At 41.9% G+C, this 17637-nt stretch carries 18 protein-coding genes; 7 read left to right on the top strand and 11 right to left on the bottom strand.

Translation table 11 applies throughout. The annotated features are described in order from the left end of the window. The first annotated feature begins 220 nt into the window (after positions 1-220). Positions 221-1816, top strand: coding sequence for a methyl-accepting chemotaxis protein (locus A3739_RS14395; protein ID WP_068501869.1), 1596 nt, complete (start codon positions 221-223; stop codon positions 1814-1816). 150 nt (positions 1817-1966) lie between these two features. Here A3739_RS14395 and A3739_RS31455 read toward each other — a convergent pair whose 3' ends face one another. The 4 genes from A3739_RS31455 to modA all read right to left on the bottom strand — a co-directional run bounded on the left by A3739_RS31455 (position 1967) and on the right by modA (position 4896). Continuing rightward, entirely contained in the window at positions 1967-2197 is a 231-nt protein-coding gene (locus tag A3739_RS31455) for a globin domain-containing protein (protein WP_369819812.1), read from the bottom strand. 211 nt (positions 2198-2408) lie between these two features. After that, positions 2409-3497, bottom strand: coding sequence for a molybdenum ABC transporter ATP-binding protein (modC, locus tag A3739_RS14385; RefSeq protein WP_068480731.1), 1089 nt, complete (start codon positions 3495-3497; stop codon positions 2409-2411). Beyond that, a complete protein-coding gene (modB, locus tag A3739_RS14380; protein WP_068480733.1) occupies positions 3494-4171 on the bottom strand; it encodes a molybdate ABC transporter permease subunit in 678 nt (225 codons plus the stop codon). The genes modC and modB overlap by 4 nt, the downstream gene beginning before the upstream one ends. Continuing rightward, positions 4168-4896 (bottom strand): molybdate ABC transporter substrate-binding protein, encoded by a 729-nt coding sequence (gene modA, locus A3739_RS14375; protein WP_068475041.1) that lies wholly within the window; start codon positions 4894-4896, stop codon positions 4168-4170. The genes modB and modA overlap by 4 nt, the downstream gene beginning before the upstream one ends. Positions 4897-5003: 107 nt before the next feature. Here modA and A3739_RS14370 point away from each other — a divergent pair, with 107 nt between their 5' ends. Next, on the top strand, positions 5004-5927 hold the full coding sequence (locus tag A3739_RS14370; RefSeq protein ID WP_068480736.1) for a polysaccharide pyruvyl transferase family protein: 924 nt from the start codon (positions 5004-5006) through the stop codon (positions 5925-5927). 24 nt (positions 5928-5951) lie between these two features. Here A3739_RS14370 and A3739_RS14365 read toward each other — a convergent pair whose 3' ends face one another. Genes A3739_RS14365 through pseB form a run of 7 tightly spaced genes read right to left on the bottom strand, consistent with a single transcriptional unit; the run spans position 5952 to position 12911 of the window. Then, positions 5952-6950 (bottom strand): polysialyltransferase family glycosyltransferase, encoded by a 999-nt coding sequence (locus A3739_RS14365; RefSeq protein WP_068480739.1) that lies wholly within the window; start codon positions 6948-6950, stop codon positions 5952-5954. Positions 6951-6962: 12 nt separating this feature from the next. Then, positions 6963-8009, bottom strand: a complete 1047-nt coding sequence (pseI, locus tag A3739_RS14360; RefSeq protein WP_068480742.1) for a pseudaminic acid synthase — start codon at positions 8007-8009, stop codon at positions 6963-6965. Next, positions 8006-8938: a UDP-4-amino-4,6-dideoxy-N-acetyl-beta-L-altrosamine N-acetyltransferase gene (gene pseH / locus A3739_RS14355; RefSeq protein WP_068480745.1), complete on the bottom strand. Its 933-nt coding sequence runs from the start codon at positions 8936-8938 to the stop codon at positions 8006-8008. Before pseH ends, pseI begins: the two co-directional genes overlap by 4 nt. Further along, positions 8935-10053: a UDP-2,4-diacetamido-2,4,6-trideoxy-beta-L-altropyranose hydrolase gene (gene pseG, locus A3739_RS14350; protein ID WP_068480748.1), complete on the bottom strand. Its 1119-nt coding sequence runs from the start codon at positions 10051-10053 to the stop codon at positions 8935-8937. The genes pseH and pseG overlap by 4 nt, the downstream gene beginning before the upstream one ends. Beyond that, positions 10043-10735 (bottom strand): pseudaminic acid cytidylyltransferase, encoded by a 693-nt coding sequence (gene pseF / locus A3739_RS14345; RefSeq protein WP_068480751.1) that lies wholly within the window; start codon positions 10733-10735, stop codon positions 10043-10045. The genes pseG and pseF overlap by 11 nt, the downstream gene beginning before the upstream one ends. Beyond that, positions 10732-11895, bottom strand: a complete 1164-nt coding sequence (gene pseC / locus A3739_RS14340) for a UDP-4-amino-4,6-dideoxy-N-acetyl-beta-L-altrosamine transaminase (RefSeq protein WP_068480754.1) — start codon at positions 11893-11895, stop codon at positions 10732-10734. The genes pseF and pseC overlap by 4 nt, the downstream gene beginning before the upstream one ends. A gap of 2 nt (positions 11896-11897) precedes the next feature. After that, entirely contained in the window at positions 11898-12911 is a 1014-nt protein-coding gene (gene pseB, locus A3739_RS14335; RefSeq protein ID WP_068480757.1) for a UDP-N-acetylglucosamine 4,6-dehydratase (inverting), read from the bottom strand. Positions 12912-13160: 249 nt separating this feature from the next. On the opposite strand from pseB, the gene A3739_RS14330 reads away from it, so the two are divergent. The 5 genes from A3739_RS14330 to A3739_RS14310 form a co-directional block, all read left to right on the top strand. Beyond that, positions 13161-14090: a phytanoyl-CoA dioxygenase family protein gene (locus A3739_RS14330; RefSeq protein ID WP_068480762.1), complete on the top strand. Its 930-nt coding sequence runs from the start codon at positions 13161-13163 to the stop codon at positions 14088-14090. A 343-nt stretch (positions 14091-14433) separates the two neighbouring features. Beyond that, complete coding sequence (locus A3739_RS30895) at positions 14434-14730, top strand: serine O-acetyltransferase (protein WP_231876739.1); 297 nt, start codon at positions 14434-14436, stop codon at positions 14728-14730. 4 nt (positions 14731-14734) lie between these two features. Continuing rightward, positions 14735-15829: a glycosyltransferase family 4 protein gene (locus A3739_RS14320; protein ID WP_068480764.1), complete on the top strand. Its 1095-nt coding sequence runs from the start codon at positions 14735-14737 to the stop codon at positions 15827-15829. Between the two features lie 102 nt (positions 15830-15931). Further along, positions 15932-17326 carry a capsule assembly Wzi family protein gene (locus A3739_RS14315; RefSeq protein WP_197468986.1) on the top strand — a complete coding sequence of 465 codons (1395 nt, stop codon included), beginning with the start codon at positions 15932-15934 and terminating at the stop codon, positions 17324-17326. Next, positions 17320-17637 (top strand): hypothetical protein (locus A3739_RS14310; RefSeq protein ID WP_156502598.1); only part of this gene is annotated, 318 nt, incomplete at its 3' end. The genes A3739_RS14315 and A3739_RS14310, both read left to right, overlap by 7 nt.

Genomic DNA, 17637 nt, shown 5'->3' with positions numbered 1-17637 from the left:
CAGTAAGTTGCACAAGATCTATCACCCGCCTATTCGCGATTTTCTGCAGCGTTTTGAGTATTTCGATATCTTCTTAGTCACGCCAGATACCGGTGATATCGTTTATTCCGTTTTTAAAGAACTGGATTACTGAACATCTTTATTTGACGGACCTTATGCCAACAGTGGTATCGCACGCGTTTTTACGTAAGCGGTTCAAGCAACGGAGCAAGATTATGTTGTGATCAATGACTTTGCTCCTTATCCACCATCTTATGAGGATCCTGCTGCGTTTATTGCTTCTCCCATTTTTGATGCGGGAGAACTGTTAGGCGTTCTGATTTTTCAGATGCCTATAGATCGTATTAACGCAATCATGACGCATGACCAACAATGGGCAACGACAGGTTTGGGCGAATCGGGTGAAACATATTTGATTGCTCAAGACCGCAAAATGCGCAGCATGAGCCGTTTTTTGATTGAAGATAAAGACGCATATTTAGAGGTACTAGAAACATCGGGTTTAGATGCGCAGACACTCCAATCTATTGCCACTAAGGAAACCAGTATTGGTCTGCAGCCAGTGAACACAAGAGGTGCTGATCAAGCGTTATCTGGTGTTGTAGGATTTGATGTTTTTGATGATTACAGAGGTGTCTCTGTGCTGTCAGCCTACGCGCCGCTCGATATTAATGGTTTGAGTTGGGCGATCATGAGCGAGATCGATGAGGTCGAGGCGTTCGCGAAATCTGAGTCTATGTTTGAATCTTTGATGACGGCTTTAGTTATCGCCTTGTTAGTCGCCGCGGGCATCGCTGTGTGTGTCAGTTTATGGTTTGCTAATCAATTGGTGTCTCCAGTGCCAGTATTTACTGAGCGCTTGCATCGTATTGTGGAGGATGCGGATTTTACACAGCGTGTTGATGTTCGTAGTAAAGATGAGATTGGTGAGAGCTCTGATGCGATTAATCGTTTACTTGAGAGCTTTCAGACAACCGTGGCCTATATGGCAGACACGGCAACGCGTTTGTCCTCATCGTCAAAAAGCTTGCATGCGCAAACTAAAACCAGTTTAGAGGCGAGTGATGCGCAGCATGCGCAAAGCCAATCTATTTCTAGTGCTGCGGTTGAGTTGAATGCCACCTCAAGCGAGGTGGCTGCGAATGCCGAGCAAACTGCATCATCGGGCGCTAAGGCTAGCGAGCTTGCTAAAGAAGGTGCAGGATTGATCGAAAACCGTATTGAAAGCATTCGTGCGCAAGCCAAAAACATCGAGAACATTGATTCTGAATTAGCAGATATGGCCGAGGCGGGAGAGCGCATATCTCAGGTGCTTCAGGTGATTTCTGATATTGCGGAGCAGACCAACTTATTGGCTTTAAATGCAGCTATTGAAGCCGCTAGAGCGGGAGAGCAGGGCCGAGGTTTTGCGGTGGTTGCGGATGAAGTACGTTCGCTTGCACAAAAGACGCACTCTTCAATGGACGAAATTAATGCGACGATTGAGCGTTTGCACCAAAGTATCGACAAAGCTAAAACGGTTACCGCTCAAGGTGTTCGCGAATCAGAGCGCAGCGTAGAGGGAGTAGATAAAATGAGTGATTCCTTCCAAAGCATTGCTGAACAAATTTCTCAAATCCAAGTTATGAACGAGCAAGTTGCGGCGGCCGCAACGGAGCAGTTAGCTGTATTTGAAGATATTTCAAGAAGTATTCACGACGTGAGCGAGCTTTCCACTCAGAGCCAAGCCACTGCAGCAGAAACTGCTAATGAGGCGCAGGTTGTCGATACGATGGTCGATGACCTTAAATCTTATGTTGGAGGGTTTAAAGCTTAGCTATTGGCTTAGCAATAGAACTAACTTAATGAAATCGTTTTTAGTCGCTACGCTCTACGATTCTTAATGCTGATAGGTTTTAGTATTTTTGTAGGATTCTGCATCAAAGTCTGGGTAAGCTTTGGTGCGCATGACAAGAGCAATTGTTTTTTACACTTCAACCCAGGCGGCTTTACATTCTGGACTAAAATCGTCACCCAAACCTTCCGCTAGAGTATTGATTAAGGCATTTCCGACAGGGGTGTAATCATCTATTTTTACCCCGTATTCAATATGCTTTATGGCTAAGTTTTCGAGCACTGGAACTAAGGCATCTAGGTCGTCGAGTGATTTTACGGCAATCTTCAATGTCGACATTAGCTTTTTACCTTGCTCCGTCATATCGCCTTTAAAAAGCGGCTGAAGGCTATGGTCATATTGAAAAAGCTTGCCGTAAAATATTTCGGCTGCTGCGTCAGCAATGGGTTCTACTTTTGCAAAACTTTCTTGTACAGATTTTTTTCTGTGCTTCAGTGATTGCCATCGTGATGCCTCTGAGTGAGTGAAATTGCACTAACGCTAGTCAACACAAATTGAAAGTGCAACTAGTCGCTTAGTCATACACTGAGAGCGCTTTGACTTGCGCCCATACCGACTGACCTTTTTTTAACTGTAGTTTCTTGAGAGATAAAGCTGTGATCAGCGCATGCAAAGTTTGGTCATTGATATCAAGTGTTACCAATACTGACGAGGAGTCAATTGTGGTGTCGATATGTCTGATCGTTGCTGGGATAATATTTTGAATACTTTGTTCTTTGTTATGTCTCAAGCTAATGCTCACATCTTTTGCCGCGACTCTGAGCCTAATATTTTGGCTAGCCTCTAAAGTCTTATCGTTCAAGTACACACATGTTGATGCTGCACTAGATTGATTCTTCAAAAAGACTTTAGCAATTCCGCCTTTTGTGTCGATATCGACTACCTTGCCCTCGAATACCGAAGACAGTTGGTCATGGCTGAATACATCGGTGTGTTCTGCGAATGCGGCTAATGCGGGGCCTTTATGAAGTAATTTTCCATTGCGCATGATGATCAAATCGTCTGCTAATTGTGCGACCTCATCAATGGAGTGGCTGACATACAAAATTGGAGCGGATATGTCGTCTTTTAGCGCTTTTAAAAAATTCAGCATTTCCTGTCTTGAACTACTGTCGAGTGCGGACAGAGGTTCATCCATGAGTATTAGGCTTGGCTGACTCAATAGTGCGCGTGCGATGTTGACGCGTTGTTTTTGTCCGCCTGAAAGTTGCGAGGGGAGTTTGTCGTTAAGCTCAAATAAAGCGCATTTTTCGATAACGCTCGAAAGTGTTTCATCATTTATGTTTACGCGCTGATATTTCAGATTGAATACTAGGTTTTCGTATACAGTTAGATGCGGCAATAGGCGTGCATCTTGGAATATATAGACGAGATTGCGCTGATGGCTTGGTACGAATGTGTTCGATTTTGAGTCTTGCCAGATGATGTCATTGACTAAAACGCGGCCATTTCCTTTTTCAAGTCCAGCTATGCATCTCAGAAAAGTGGTTTTGCCGCAACCCGACGGGCCGAAGATAGCGGTAAGCCCAGAGTTCGACAGTGACTCGTTAATAGTTAAGTGAAAGTTTTCGCGATTGAGGCGCAGATTGATATCGATACTCATGTGCTGCGACGCTCTTTAGAATTCTGTTGAAGATAGGCTAAGCACCAGACAACGCAGAAAGCGAAAATAACGAGCCCTAAGGACAAGGTATGGGCTTGTTCGAAGTTCAATGCTTCCACATGATCATAAATGGCAATTGAAAGTACGCGAGTTTCTTCAGGAATATTTCCGCCAATCATCAAGATCACGCCGAACTCTCCAAGAGTGTGCGCAAAGCTAAGAATTGCCGCGCTGAGAATTCCTGTTTTGCCCAACGGAAGTGCGATGCTCTTGAAGCGAGTAAACGGGCTTGCTCCCATTGTTGCGCCTAGTTCAAGTACGCCTTTATCAATGCTAGAAAATGCGTTGTAAATAGGCTGAACGGCAAAGGGTAAGGAATAGATTATTGAGCCGAAGACGAGCCCCCAAAAAGTAAATACAAGACTGCCAAATCCTAAGGATTCAGTGATGACACCAATCGCTCCATCAGGGCTCAATAGTAGAAGTAGATAAAAACCTAATACTGTTGGAGGTAAAACAATTGGTAGAGTAATGATCGACAGAGCTAGTGGCTTGAGCCGGCTATGTGTTTGGCTTAACCACCAAGCTAGCGGTGTAGCGATGATTAATAGAATTGCCATGCTGATGAATGCAAGGCGCAGGCTTAGCCATATTGTGGACCAATCTGAGATCATTGAGCTTCCGTTAGATACCCAGCTTCGACGATGATGTGTTTCGCTTCATCGCTGTTGAGATAATTAAAAAATTGAAGCGCATGTTGATTATCATGAGCCCGTTTCAATAGGACGGCGTTCTGGCGAATTGGTTGATATAGCTTAGCAGGAACGAGCCAATGTGTATGGGCTTTGTTGGTGATGGTGATTTGAGATTGGGCGATCAGGGCCCAATTGCATGCTTTTGATAAAAAGAACTGCTGTGCTTGTGCGACGGATTGACCTTTAACATGCTTATGAATGCGAACCCCGACTTTTTCTAAGTGCCCGATAACTTCAGCTGCGGCTCGGCCATATGGCGCAACAGCTGGGTTTGCGTATGCAATGCAGTCGAGCTCCCTTGGTGAGTCGAATTCGAATTTGGCGTTTTGCTCGTGCGTCACAAGAACCAATTGCCCAATCGCATAAGTAAACTCAGAATCGTCGACTACGAAAGATGGGGCAAGCGTTGTGCCTACTTCTCCTGCCGAAAGAAATATATCAAACGGAGCACCTCGTGAAATCTGGGAGGTGAGTTTGCCTGTTGATGCAGAAGAGATGCTTAATTTACTTTGGGTATATGCGTTAGACAGCTTTTCAAGCGTTGGTTTGAAGTTCGAAGCTACGGCGATGCGTACTTCCGAGCTAAACGAAACATCCGCAAAGAACGTGAAGAAAACAAGCAGAGTGTAATGTTTTATGCGCATAGAGTGTGTGAGTGCATATGATGACACTTGATTTTAAATTTAAACACTAGCGAATTAGAAGATCTTAGACCACAATTGCCGCGAATTTATTGATCACGAGAAATGTTGTGCGTATCGAATATTGTAAAGTTGAAGATTTGAATTTTGGAGATGATCTAAACGTATGGTTGTGGCCAAAGTTGATACCTGAATGTCTGGGAGTCAAAGATAAGACTGCATTGTTAGGTATTGGCACAATCTTAAATCAGCGCACTTTCGATACGAACCTAGCCGGTGTTGAAAAGGCGTTTATCTTTGGGTCAGGATGCGCAGGTGAGCAGCCGATTATTCCTGATCACTGGAGGGTCTTGTGTGTTCGTGGACCGAAAACCGCAGAGGCTGTTGGCCTTGATTCAACATTAGCTGTTGCTGATCCTGCATATTTATTACGTGCTGTTGAAATGTCTGAGGTCGAGAAACAATATTCTATTGGCTTTATGCCGCACCACAGAAGTGAACGAGACTTAGACTGGAAGCGTGTATGTGACGCGGCAGGTATTCGTTTTGTCTCGGCTAAACAGCCAGTTGAAGATGCTGTGCGCGAAATTCGCTCCTGTGACCTTCTTCTAACAGAAGCTATGCATGGTGCGATCGTTGCAGATGCCTTTCGTGTTCCTTGGGTACCAGTGTTTTACAACCCGACTGTTTCGCATTTCAAATGGCAAGATTTTGCGGCATCAATGCAGATTGATCTCAAACCTGTTTATTTGCCTTTTATCTGCGAGCGTGGCCGAGATACGGGACGTCTTTTTGAGCGCAAACTAAAGGGAGGGGCTGCGCGATTTGGCCTAGGCCCGAAAAAATGGATGAGCTACCCGGTTCCAGTGCGTTATGTGAAAGACTCCGACTATAAACTGCTTGGTGATAAGTTGTTGACCATTGCTAAGACAGAAAGATCTACACTCAGCAGTGATGATGCAGTAGAAACTGCTACTTCTTCGCTACTGGAAAAAGTAGCGCAGTTGAAAGGGGACTATCTTGGACAAAAGTAGACCGTAAAGTAAATGCTCCTTGTATTAATGGATATCCAGTTTTATCTCTGAGACTTTCTCGCCCTTATATTGTGCATAGGTGTTTCGCGCATTTATTCGGAATTTTTCAGTAAGAAACTCATCGTCTGGCGTTCTTATAAATTGGATATTTAGTTTTGGGTATAGGAGAGACAAAGTTTTGAGAGCTGTGCTAATAAAGCCAACTATGCTCGAGACTTTGTATGATGTGATAGAAATTTCAATAGGGCGATCATCTTCAATAAGCTTAAGGTTTGCCAATGATAACCATTTTTGAATATTCTCCTTTGATTCAGCTCTGTGAGGAAAATAGTAAGCTTTACCATTCTTACTTAGCTTTTGAAGGCATTTTAAGTAATAGTCTTCGCTAACGATTCCTGCTTCTACGAGTGGTTGTCCTAATATGCCTGTTGGTGCGTTAGAGTCGCTTGTTATTTTCTTTCTGTAATAGGTCGTTTGAGAGAATCTATTTTCGACGACAGATACATGGGGCGTGGGGCTCAAATCAAACATAGTAAATAGTTCGATTTCATCAAACTGATTCGGCCTGAATTTGGATATTCCGAGCACTCTTAAAAGTAATTCTTTTTCAAGATGAGATTTGGATGATGCTATCCGTGGTTCAAAATAAACACGGTAGTCATTAAGTGTCATGACTCCATCGTCGAAAATGACTCGTTTGTTGTATTTAATATTTGCGATGAGGATATTTTGAAACCAAGCGTTAAATTCGGCATTTAACACCAAGTTATACTGCTCTCCTCGCAAGGCGCGAACTGTTTTATAGGTTTCTCTGAGAGACTTTTCTTTGGTGATAATATAGGTTGCATTCCAAAGCGGATATTCGAGCAGCATGTCCCTGAGCATATTGTTTGATACATCGTTGCCTCCATACTTTACGACTAAAGTTGCCTTACCTATTTTGTAGTACTTAAACGCTTCAGCAGCGCATAACAGTTGTAAGGGAGAGGTGACGATAAATAAAGCAGACTTCATTGTGTTCATTTTTGCTTTTTCTTATTTTACTAGATTCCAAGAAATTGGCTCACCAAACGCAATGTCTCGTGCGGCTTTTTTACCTAGCACATTAGGCAACTCTTTAGGCGTAAGACCAAAACCTGGGCGTATTGATCTTACATTTTGCTTTGTGAGCTTTTCGCCAGCTTTGATATTGGCTACGGCATAAAGTGAACGCCTAAAAGTGGCATTTCCTTCTTCACTTTTTTTACGTTGATAATTGACAGAACCAAGTGCTTCCCAAGCAGTTTTACTATCACGGCATAACTGAAGAAGTTCTTTTTCTTCTAATGAAAAACTATCGTCCGGACCTCCTCCAGAACGATCAAGCGTAACATGCTTTTCAATAACACAAGAGCCTAGCGAGACCGAAGCAATAGCTGTTGTATTTGAGATAGTATGGTCAGAAAGCCCTGTAAGCACATTGAAGCGTTGAGCCATGTCACGGATTGTCGCAAGATTATAGTCGTTAGCTGGGGCTGGATAACCGCTAACACAATGCAAAATCACTAACTCTTTACAGCCAGCCCGCTTTGCAGCTGTGACAGCTTCGCTAATCTCTTCTTCATTGGCCATGCCTGTAGAAATGATCATGGGCTTGCCTGTTTTCGCAACATATTCGATGAGAGGGATATCTATTGCTTCAAAGGATGCGATTTTATAAGCAGGGCAGTTTAGCTCTTCTAGCATATCAACCGCTGTTTCGTCGAAGGGTGAGCTGAAAATCGTAATACCTAACTCTTTTGCTTTCTTGAACAATGGCTTGTGCCATTCCCACGGCATAAATGCTTCCGAATACAAGTCGTAAAGAGTTCGACCTCCCCATAGCCCACCTTCAATTTTAAATTCTGGGCGATCACAATCAATCGTAATTGTGTCCGCTGTGTAGGACTGGAGTTTTATGGCGTCAGCACCACAACGTTTGGCCATTACCATTATTTCGTAGGCGCGCTCGATACTTCCATTATGGTTTGCAGACAATTCTGCGATGATGTATGGGGCGGTGTTAAGCCCAATTTGTCGCCCATTGATAGCAATTGGTGTCATGCTGTTTCCAAAGGTAAAATTATTTCTGCATAACCAGTGATAGCCGGATTATCGTCTTTGTCTAAAACTAGAGTGCGGACTTTAAGACGGTTCCCTATTTTGGTTTCAATATGTATTTTTGCGTTTAGCTCAGTGTTGGGGTAAATGGGTGATTTAAACTCCAATGATTGGCTCTTATATATTGTACCTTCGCCAGGGAATAATGTTCCAAAGATTTTGGAGAATACTGAACCGCTTAAAAAACCATGGACTAAACTCTTATCGAAGCCATATTCACGACTGTACGCGTCGTCAATATGGAGTTTGTTTGTGTCAGAGGATGCTTCAGAAAACATTAGCACTTGTTCTTTTGAAATGGAGAATTGATGTGTAAATGTTTTACCAGGCCCGAACTTGTTATCTCTCATTAATGGTAGTTCGATAGAAAGTCTATTCCAGTCCTTTTTGAAAATCGCTAAACGGTATATGTCCCACAAACGACCTTTTGAGAAGTGTTGATTTTTAAATATACCTTCTACGCTGAAGCCATGCTTTTTGTGGAACGTAATTACCTTGTCATTGAATTCGAGTACTTCGCAATAAAGTTTATTAAGTCCTAGTGAGTTAAAAGCATAATTAAGTGCAGAGACTTCCATTTTTGAACCAACGCCTCTTATTGAAGTGTCTCCAGAGTAGAAGGCCCAACTAGCAGTGCCTGCATTTTGATTTATTTCTGTAAAACCAATTACTCCGCATGGTTGCTGTTCAATATAAAAAACAAAATAGCGCTTTGTTTTTTCGGACTTTATGTGCTCAAACCATTGATAGTGTTCATCTTTAGAAATGATGTGATCTGTATACATATTGGCGCGGACTTCAGGCTTGTTTCTCCACTCTAGAACCATATCCAAATGTTCTTCAGATAGGGGAGTTAATTTCGTCTTGCTCATAAAGCTTGCTCACTTTGATCTAGTAAGTGTTTGAGGACTCTTTTGGCCCCAAAGCCATCGCATACCGCTGAGATTTGCTTCACATTGTTCAAGTACTTTTCAGGTGATTGAGTTAATTGACTGATTTTAAATTGGAGCTGTTCTTTAACCTCCTGTTTTCTAATATCGATCAATTGAATTAAATTGTCTTGTTCTAGGATTAGCGCGGCTTGCTTTTGATTTTCTGCTGTCACACACAGCACGGATGGTAATCCTACAGAAAAGCGTTCCCATGTTGTTGAGCCTACTGCTCCAATGCAAATATCGTACTTGTTCATAACTGCAGCGATGTTTTTTATGTTTTTTAATAGGACTACATTTTGGTTTGAAGATGCAAAAGCTTCAAGTTTTCCAATGTTTGGATTTAGGGAGGTAGTAACAATAGCAATTTTTATTACAAAGTTAATTTTTAATGAAAGTAATGCTTTGCATATAGTTAGGCTAACGTTGTCTTTATCTACCCCGCCTAAGCTGACCATGATTTTTAGCTCATTTATTGGTGAGGTACGTTCTATCCTTTTTGTTTTAGTGAATTCTTTTCTAAGTAAAGTGTAGTCTGAACCAATAAGTAATTTTGAGTCCTGAATTAAGCCATTGTAAGAGTGTTGGTTTTTACCGTAAGTTTGATCTAATAACCATGAGCAATCGTGGGGACGATCATTCAAATCATCAATGACTAAAATTGGGGCTATTTCTTTTAATAAAGATTCCCAAGGGTGGCCTAATGCGTAATGGTCGACAATGATAAATGAGGGAGGTGTTCCTAACTGTTGAATTTTTTTATTGAGGTGTTTTTTTGTGTTTTGAGCGTCAAGTTGTTGCCCCCCCTTTAGCCAGTGGGAGTGTGGATAAACTTGATCAGAATGAGAGTTTGATTCCGGAAGGTAAGCAATTTCTGCATCTATAGTCACAGCTCTTTCTTCCAGAAAATCTGATTTATAGGCCGTTATTATTATACATTTTAGCCCTTCGTCTTTTGCCCATTCTGCTAGTGCTAGGCAGCGAGCTATGTGTCCAACGCCAATCTGAGGGCTAGCGTCGGCTCTCACTGCAAACCATGCATTACTATTGGTCATTTAATTGATCTGCTAAGTATAGAGCTTCAGCAAATTCCCAATCATTTAAGGTGTCTATATCTTGGGTCTTTGAACTGGGAAGCATTAAGGGTTTTGATTTTGAATTAGTTAAAACCCCTTTTCCTTCTAGATAGGCTTGAACCGTACCGAAATAAAACTGGCCTGCATCGTGAAAAGCTGGTTCTAGATCTTGAGATCGTGTCGTTTCATGTTCTTTTTGAAACATCTCACTGAAACCATCGAAATTTATTTTTAAAGCGCGTTGGATGGGGAAACGATACTCCGTCGCAGAAAATACATAATCTAATTTTTCCGACATAAGAAGTGTATATGCTGATTTTAAATCAATATCTCTTATGAAGGGGGCTGTAGCATAGATACAGCAGATTTGGTCTGTGAATTTGAGATTGAGAGTATTTATGGCGTGAAGGGTGACGTCAGTGGTTGTTGCGAAATCATCAGAGAGTTCTGATGGTCGTATGAATGGTGCTTCAGCACCGTAGGAACATGCAATATCTATGATTTCTTGATCATCTGAAGATACAACTACTCTGTCGAAAAGACCGCTCTTGATAGCCGCTTCAACAGAATATCCGATAATAGGCTTGCCACAGAATTTCTTGATGTTTTTTCTTGGAATTCGTTTACTACCGCCTCTGGCTGGAATTAATGCTACTTTCATAACAGCACTCGAGAGAGAATGTCTATGCTTGTAGATTGTTGCTCATCTGTCATTGAATGGAATATCGGAATCGATATCGCCTCTTTGTAATACTTTTCGGCCTCTGGAAAGTCGCCAGCTTTGAACCCTAAATTCTGATAATAGGGTTGTAAATGCACTGGTATGTAATGAAGGTTTACTCCTAAGCCTGCATTGCGTAATCCTGAAAATACTTCCTTATGACTCAATTTAATTTCGTTTCGCTTTAACCTAAGAATATATAAATGGAAGCTTGAATAGGTGGAATCAAGTCGCTTAGGAAGCTCGACTGGTAAATGTGTAAGCTCTTTGTCGTATCTAACAGCTAGCTCATTCCGGCGATCTACAAACTCATTTAAACGGGTCATTTGTGACACGCCTAAGGCGGCTTGCATCTCGGTCATTCGGTAGTTGTAACCTAATTCGATTTGTTGGTAGTACCAACCACCATGACTCTCCTCGGTCATTAAGCTTTCATCGCGCGTGACACCATGGCTTCTCAGTAACTCTAGTTTTTTTGCGAGCTCATCGTTATTGGTTAGAGCTGCTCCACCTTCAGCTGTAGTCACTATCTTAACTGGATGGAAACTGAATACAGTTATGTCTGAGTATTTACAATCGCCAGTTTTTGAGTTCTTGTATCGAGCGCCAACTGCGTGAGAGGCATCTTCAATTATTTTAAAGCCATATTGTTTTGATAATTGATAGATTTTTTCCATGTCACAAGGTTGGCCACATAAGTGAACAACAACGATAACTTTTGGGAGAGTTCCTTCGGCTTTTGCTTGCTTTAACTTGCTTTCAAGTTTCGTAGGGCACATGTTGTATGTAGCTGGATCGATATCTACAAAATCAATGTATGCACCGCAATATAGCCCGCAGTTTGCAGAGGCTACGAATGTAATAGGGCTTGTCCAAAGGTAATCCCCTTGCCTTAAGCCAAGTGCTAAACAAGAAATATGTAGGGCTGAAGTGGCACTGTTAACAGAAAATGCATACTCGGCACCACAAGCCTGAATTAAGCTGTTCTCGAAGGCAGGGACTTGGGGGCCTTGAGTGAGAAAATCTGACTTTAGGACATTGATAACGGAATCAATATCTTCTTGGCTAATCTCTTGTTTTCCATATGGAATAAAGGACATATTTAAACCTCAAAATCAGGGTCAATATGCTTGTTTATTAACGCTCTTAGACTTTCTACACTTTCCCATTCGTCGTTCGTACCGGAATTGTATTTGAAGCCAAATGGTACTTTTTCAGCTTTGTGATGCTCAATGTAATCTTGCTCTTGGTAGCAGAAAGATACCGATGGCAGGATGGCGTAATACTTTCCCAAGTCTATTGTATTGAGAGAATCGGTGTCCGTAATCATTTCTTCATGTAGTTTTTCGCCTGGGCGTATTCCAACAATCTCCGTTTTACACTCTGGTGCTACGGCTTCGGCGACATCCAGGATTTTATATGAAGGTATTTTAGGAACGAATATCTCGCCACCAAGGTGGTGCTCAAATGCATACATAACCATATCTACACCATCTTGAAGAGAGATGTTGAAGCGGGTCATTTCTTCATGGGTGATAGGCAGAACACCTGATTGTTTTTTATTTAAGAAAAATGGGATTACCGAGCCTCGAGATCCCATGACATTCCCATAACGAACCACACTGAATCGAATGTCCTTTGATCCCTTAATATTGTTTGCGGCAGCGAATAGTTTGTCTGATGCTAATTTGGTTGCGCCATATAGATTGATAGGTGCGCACGCTTTATCAGTTGAAAGTGCCACCACGTCAGTGACTCCACACTCTAAAGCTGCAGCGATTACATTTTCAGCGCCATCAATGTTTGTACGAATGCATTCGGTTGGGTTGTATTCTGCAGTATCTACTTGCTTGATAGCTGCTGCATGAATGATCATGTCCACACCTTCACATGCCTGAATTAGGCGTTGCCTATCGCGAATGTCACCGATAAAAAAACGTAATTGAGGATAGTCTTGAGGCGGGTATTTAAAACGCAATTCTGATTGCTTCAATTCATCTCTTGAAAAGATAATAATCTTTTTGATGTCTGGGTAGCGATTAAGAATGGTCTCTAAGAATTTCTTCCCGAACGAACCTGTGCCTCCAGTAATTAAGACAACTTTATCATTAAGCATAAAAAAAGAGTGCCGTTATAGTTAAATGTAAATCAATGAGTTTGGTGAGGAAACCTGCAAATCTTTAGTGAAATCAACTAGATCGAAAAGGCTATCGGGATTATAGAATAGATACAATCTTGGTGAAACTGGTAACTGAATATTGCTGAGATGTTAAGTAGTCCTTTTTTGCATATTTTGTGTATGATTCGCGCCCGATAGTTCTATTTATGTGTTTTTTCTAGTTTTAAAAGCGGTAAAAGGGATTCTATGAGTATTCCAGAAAAAAGTATGTTACATGATGGCTTCTATCAATTTGAGAAATTGTTAGATCAGAAAAAGATTAAAAAGCTTTATACAAAAATGATTGAGTCGCGCCATTTTGATGAGAGTCTCTTTTTGAGTGAAGAAGAGTATGAGCGCCAGTCCTCTCATAAAAATGCTAACCCGACTTCTGAGTTTAATTTTTTGGGACAGTTTGCTAATGAATTGGATGTGGTAGAAAAAAATGAGTCAATTACTAATACATTGACCAACTTACTTGGATATGATTATGAGATTGTTATAAAAAAAGCGGTGTGCGGTGTTCCAGAATCGTGGTTGCCCGACTGGATTAAATCTAGAATAGATGGCGTAAATGTAGCTAATTTAGGGCCTTTTATTAAAAAAGAGTTTAGAGATATTACATATTTTCGTGGGATTGATTTTCATCAAGATATTATTGATTGGCCGCTAGGGATGACTGACCTAGATCCTGCAACCTTTATAACTCTATATGTATATATTCATGACGTTGATGAATATGACTCCCCTCTCCATGTACTTCCTAGAACACATAAGCTTGGAGCAACTCTTTTTCCGCACAAGCTAGAAAAGGAAGAGGGTGAGCGGTGGATCTATGAAAGCGACAGCGGAGCGCGCGTTGAAGTTAAAGATAGAATTTTAACAGGCCAGGCTGGTTACACTGCCATGTGGCATAACTGTACTTTACATGGAACACAGCCAGTACAGCATGAGTCGGAAAAATTTAGGCTTTCTCTTCGTTACTTAATTGGAAAGTCAAAGGCAAACAAAGAGTGGACTGTTATTGATGATATAAATAAAACGGTAGAGGGAGACTTGACACCTATAAGAACTAGAAAAGACCTAGATGAAGCTGGGAAAGCTAAGATAAAGGGCAATATTATCAATAAGTATTAATCTGTAGCTGGATGAAAATGGTGATTAGCTTAACTTTTGAGGCGTATGTCGGCAGCGGAAACATGTAACCAGCTTCTAAAACGATTTAAGTATAGTGTGCTCTTACATCAAAATATAAATGCTCTTACTAAGTTATTTTGAAGTGAATATATCGTAGGTAACCAGATAAAATATGATTTTGAAATTGCTAATTAAGCTGGTTGGTACGAATCAGCCGCAGAAAAAGTTTCAGCTAGAGTGCCGGTTGATGTTTGCCTTTGTTGGGAAATTTAAATTCTGTAGAAAGTTTTTTCAGCGGCGTATTTATTACAAATATCACTGTGAAGTAAGCCATGAGGCGAACGTGCCGGCCTCAACACAATTTGTTCACCCTGTAGGAGTAATTATTGGTTCTCAGGCAATGTTGGAAGAGAACGTTACGGTTTATCAAGGGGTCACTATTGGAGCAAATTTACGAGGCGATAATTCAATGCCTCGGATTGGTAGAGGTTCGACCCTTTGCGCTGGAGCGAAGTTAATTGGTGGAATTAATATAGGTAAAGGTGTGATTGTGGGGGCGAATTCAGTGGTCACTAAAGATGTTCCGGACGGCTCAATCGTTGTAGGGGTAAACCGAATCGTTGGTCAAAACAAGGCTTAATTAGTTGAAAATCCTAATTATCTCATCCTATACAGATACATGGAACTCTGTTCGTCCCGAGGCTGAAATTTTCATCGGCTTAGTCAAGCTCGGTGTTGATGTGACATTAATGACCGAAGGCGATGCGGAGTATGTTTCCCGATTTGAAGAGAATGGCGTAAAAGTCATCGATTTTCATCCGAAGAAAAAGCTTGAATGGTCCGCAATTCGGCGTATTCGTTCTGAGTTAAAACAGGGTGGGTATGATGCTCTGTACATGTTCAATAATAAGGCTATTACGAACGGTTTATTCGCGGCAATAGGCTTGCCCGTAAAGACGATTAGTTATCGTGGTCAGACGGGTAATATTTATTGGTATGACCCCACGAGTTATTTGACTCATTTACATCCGCGCTTAGATGCGATCATTTGTGTGGCAAATGCGGTAAGGGATGACTTACATTTACAATCTCGTTTACCGAAAGAGAATATCGTCACTGTCTATAAAGGGCATTCGCTGGACTGGTATCAGGATCAACCTGCTGATTTGAGTGAGTTTGGCATTCCATCGGATGGCTTTGTGGTTGGTTGTGTTGCCAATGATCGGCCTCGAAAGGGGTTGCCGGTATTGCTTGAGGCTTCTAAGTTGCTTCCACAAGACAAGGATATTTATTTCTTGTTAGTGGGCAATGGTATGGATAGTGATCATATTCAAGCGCTCATTCAAGAAAGCCCAATGGCTGAACGTATAAAAGTAGCAGGACATCGAAAAGATGCACCGGCTTTAATAGCCGCGTGTAATGTATCTGTATTACCTTCTATTAAGCGCGAAGGTCTTCCTAAAACTGTGATTGAAGCGATGGCATACGGCACAGCAGTTATTGTGTCTGCTACCGGAGGAAGTGCAGAATTAATCGTTGATGGTGAGAGCGGTATTCGGGTTGAACCTGGTGATGTGAACGCTATTTCATCTGGGATTATAACCCTTGAAGAAGACCGAGAGCTATGTGCACGGATGGGCGAAGCAGGCAAGAATAGAATTCTTACGCACTTTAGCACGGAGAAATCTGCCTTAGATACTTTGGAATTTTTGAATAAGTTAGTTGTTACAAAGCGCTAGCGTTAAATGAAAAAAACTGAAACACTAACTTTATAAAAATAATTGTTCATGAGAATACGGATGCTCAGTCGCTTGGATCGCGTTTTACTTACGAGTGCTATTTTGACCGCACTTTTATTTAGCTCTTTTAGTCGAGCAAGTGGTGTATCTCCTTACCTCCCATTGCACATGTCTCCTGAAGCTGAGCGTCAAATAGAGCGTTTACTGGTTTTATCAGGCACCCCAGTGTTAACGAGACCTATTCCTGCAGCTCTGGTGCACAAGGCCGTTAAAGAATACTGTCAACAAACGAGCGCTCTTTGTCGACAGGTGCGTTCATACTTAAAACGCTTTGCTCAGACTGACGGTTTTACCTATGCAAATTTAAATCTGAGGCTGGCAAGTGACAAGCGTGCTCCGATAGCAAATCAACGTGGTGAGTCTACCGATAATGTTGCTAGTATCAATGCTCAGTTGTATGTGCGAATGAGTCCCCACTGGTATGCATTCTTAGGTGGTGAGCGACGCGAAGATGGCGAGTCGCTTGAGGGAACATATTCAAGTTTTGGTTGGGACTGGATGCAGTTAGATGTGGGTTACAGGCCGCATTGGTTGAGTCCGTTTCAGCACGGTGCAATGTTATTTAGTAGTAACGCGGAGACCACACCTTCGTTAACACTCTCAAGCCCGATGCCTATTGGAAGCTGGGGATTTCGTTATGAAATGTTTGCCACTCGCTTGAGTCGCTCAGACAATATCGCTTATCAAGGTGGTAAGGTGTCCGGAAATCCTTGTGCGATTGGTATGCACTTGGGGATAAATCCAGTTCGAAATATATCTTTTGGAGTAAATAGGGTCATGATGTACGGCGGTGGTGCGAGAGGAAAGTGCCATGAGCCTAAAGATTTATTCAAAGCGTTTTTTGATCCAAGTTCTGCAGACAATGCAGGTAATAATCTTTCCAAAGATGATGAGTTTGGAAATCAAAGTGCTTCTTTTACCTCTCGAATCAATGTCACAGGTAGAGTACCTTTTAGCTTATATTTTGAATACGCGGGTGAAGATACATCCGTCAATAAATTTTATCGTTTGGGTAATGCGGCTTTGATGGGGGGGGCTTACTTTCCCGCCCTGTTCAGTGATCTGGATCTTACGATTGAGCATGCTGAATGGCAGAATGGATGGTATGTCCACCATATTTATCAAGACGGAAGTGTGTCGGGCGGTAACATAATTGGCCATGCCGCTGCAGATCAAAGAGAGTCTGGCGATGGAGTAGGAGGGAGAGCAACAACCTTGTCCTCAAGTTGGCAGTACCATGCTGGACGAATGTTATACATGCAAGTTCAATCAATCCAACAAGCGTCTTATTCAAACCAGAATTATGATCATGCCCTCGATGTTTTGATACGACATTCTTTTGCCGCCAAGGAAGCGCTTTGGGGCATAGAGGGGCGTTCCGGGAAGAATGTATGGGGTGATGATTATTATTCGATTGGAGCATTTACGCGATGGTGATGTACGGACTAATTAGCTTTGTGTTGCTGCTGTTTTCACCTGTACTTTACTCTATGGATGAGTTCACTTATTCCTTGAATGCGGGTGGAGCCTCAAGTCAGGTAAAGATCTTGCTCAATGGAGGTGATAATGCGCCTGCAAGCACAAGCGATTGGGATGCGGCCTTGCTGTTAGGAGCCTCTGTACATGGTGTTTACGAAGAAGACCATCATCTAGGCTTAGCTTTTCAATTCACGCAGGCTGATGGTGATAACTTATATTCATTCCGTCCGTTGGACTATAAATATCAGGTAGTCGACGACATTTATATC

Source organism: Oleiphilus sp. HI0067, assembly GCF_001635735.1.
This window is presented reverse-complemented; position numbering and strand designations above follow the sequence as displayed.

Excerpts from the sequence above, each read along its gene's own strand:
- modC (WP_068480731.1), bottom strand. The coding sequence starts at position 3,497 with ATGAGTATCGATATCAATCTGCGCCTCAATCGCGAAAACTTTCACTTA.
- pseG (WP_068480748.1), bottom strand. The coding sequence starts at position 10,053 with ATGACCAATAGTAATGCATGGTTTGCAGTGAGAGCCGACGCTAGCCCT.
- A3739_RS31455 (WP_369819812.1), bottom strand. The coding sequence starts at position 2,197 with ATGACGGAGCAAGGTAAAAAGCTAATGTCGACATTGAAGATTGCCGTA.
- A3739_RS14365 (WP_068480739.1), bottom strand. The coding sequence starts at position 6,950 with ATGAACACAATGAAGTCTGCTTTATTTATCGTCACCTCTCCCTTACAA.
- pseI (WP_068480742.1), bottom strand. The coding sequence starts at position 8,009 with ATGACACCAATTGCTATCAATGGGCGACAAATTGGGCTTAACACCGCC.
- pseC (WP_068480754.1), bottom strand. The coding sequence starts at position 11,895 with ATGTCCTTTATTCCATATGGAAAACAAGAGATTAGCCAAGAAGATATT.
- modA (WP_068475041.1), bottom strand. The coding sequence starts at position 4,896 with ATGCGCATAAAACATTACACTCTGCTTGTTTTCTTCACGTTCTTTGCG.
- pseB (WP_068480757.1), bottom strand. The coding sequence starts at position 12,911 with ATGCTTAATGATAAAGTTGTCTTAATTACTGGAGGCACAGGTTCGTTC.
- pseH (WP_068480745.1), bottom strand. The coding sequence starts at position 8,938 with ATGAGCAAGACGAAATTAACTCCCCTATCTGAAGAACATTTGGATATG.
- A3739_RS14330 (WP_068480762.1), top strand. The coding sequence starts at position 13,161 with ATGAGTATTCCAGAAAAAAGTATGTTACATGATGGCTTCTATCAATTT.
- pseF (WP_068480751.1), bottom strand. The coding sequence starts at position 10,735 with ATGAAAGTAGCATTAATTCCAGCCAGAGGCGGTAGTAAACGAATTCCA.
- modB (WP_068480733.1), bottom strand. The coding sequence starts at position 4,171 with ATGATCTCAGATTGGTCCACAATATGGCTAAGCCTGCGCCTTGCATTC.